Annotated in this window: 1 protein-coding gene; it reads right to left on the reverse strand. The window is 68.2% G+C overall.

The annotated features are described in order from the left end of the window. Positions 1-147 precede the first annotated feature (147 nt). Positions 148-1,536 carry an IS4 family transposase gene (locus ACFYX0_RS47685; protein ID WP_388982081.1) on the reverse strand — a complete coding sequence of 463 codons (1,389 nt, stop codon included), beginning with the start codon at positions 1,534-1,536 and terminating at the stop codon, positions 148-150. Between the last annotated feature and the right edge of the window lie 246 nt (positions 1,537-1,782).

The following is a 1,782-nucleotide window of genomic DNA, read 5'->3' on the forward strand; positions in this document are numbered from 1 at the left end:
CCCTCCGCAGCGACGGCAGCGACCACGGACGCCACGCCGTCAGCCCGGCCCCGCCGATGTCGTACGACTCCTCCGCCGCGCGCTGCCACCACGACACGGTCACCCAGCCCACCGCCCAGCTATAGGCCAATGCCGGGAAGTTAACGATCAAGGCTGCACTGTCAACGTGATCTTGTAGTGGACCTTGGGTGAGGGGTGTCGGTCTCCGGCGCGGTGGGAGGGGTAAGGGGAGACGGGACGTTTACGGGTGCGGGGGTAGCTGCGTGGGCGGGTCTTTTCTTCCAGGAGGCGGCGGGTCGTGGTGGCTTTGCGCCGCGCGCGCGTGGCTTCTGCCGCGGCGCGGTCGGCGTCGACTCCGGTGCGCTGGATGATGGAGTGGGCGAGCACGGACAGGACCTCGATGAAGGACACACGCCGAGGTTCGACGCCGCGCTCGGCCGCAGCCTGGCCCTGAAAGATCCGCAGGAGCTGGTGTGTCGTCAGGTAGGCGTAGATCTCCTGTTCCACGCCGTGCGGGTTGCGTGAGCGCAGGATGCGGCCCGCACCGCGCTGGGTGACCTTCAAGGCCGCGTACGTCGATTCGATCTCCCACCTGCGCGCATACCAGATCGCCAACTCCCGTGCGGGAAAGGCGACCGCGTCCAGCAGGGTCGTCGCGAAGCGGTACAGCTCGGTGCGGCTGGTGCCGTCCGCGCAGGTCACGGTCATCACCGCTTCCACCACCCGTACGACCAGGTCACCTGCCTGCGCATCGTCACGGCGATGCTTGACGGGGACCTTGATCTGGGAGAGGTAGGAGCCGTCTTCCAGGACCGAGCGCACCGGAAGCAGCGCGGCGCCCTTGACCCGCCACAGCAGGTCGGCGCCCGTCGCGGTGGCCGCGCGCCACAGCGCGAACCCGAAGAAGTTCCGGTCTGCCAGCAGGAGCATCCCCGGCGACAGGGCTCCCAGCAAACGGCCGGCGAGTTTCTGCTCGCTGGCGAACCGGGACCCGAACGCGGCCTGGACCACCGCGCGGGTCCCGCACTCCACCAGGGTCATCAGTCGGATCTTCGCGAACCCGGACCGGCCCTTCTGGTTGGTCGTGGGCGGGAACACCGCGCAATTCGCCTCACTGTCCGGGGCGTCCAGCATGGTGCCGTCCCACGCCACCGTGCGCAGTCCACGGAAGTACACACCGGGGCTGTTGGGTGCACCCAGGACTCCGCGCAGCCGCTCGAACAGTGTGCGCAGCGGAGCAATACCCAGGCGCACGCGGGCCTGCCGCAGCGCGCAGGCCGAAGGCTCTCGCTCCTCCTCCAGGTCCAGAGCGCTGACCAGCGCGGACCACACCCCCAGATACCCCCTGCCGGGGAAGAGGGTCATCGCCAGGACGAAGTAGAGAACAACCGGCGCGGGCAGCAACCGCAGTCTTCGGTGCCCGCACTGGGTTGCGGCGAGCACCTCCTCCACCACATCCGGTGGCACCAACTCGGTGAGAACCCCCAAATGGCCAGGCAGGAACAGAGCGTCATCATCGGCTATGACAGACTGCACGGGCAGCGCGACTCCCAGGCATGAACAAGATCTTGGTCGATCCGTGTTCTACCAGGAGTCGCGCTGACTGCTTCCTACCCCTTGACGACACAGCCTTGATCGTTAACTTCCCGGCATTGGCCTATAACTGGGCGGTGGGCTGGGTGACCGCGTCGTGGTGGCAGCGCGCGGCGGAGGAGTCGTACGACATCGGCGGGGCCGGGCTGACGGCGTGGCGTCCGTGGTCGCTGCCGTCGCTGCGGAGGG

The organism is Streptomyces sp. NPDC002573, from assembly GCF_042889625.1.
In the GTDB taxonomy this organism is placed as follows: Bacteria; Actinomycetota; Actinomycetes; order Streptomycetales; family Streptomycetaceae; genus Streptomyces; species Streptomyces gibsoniae.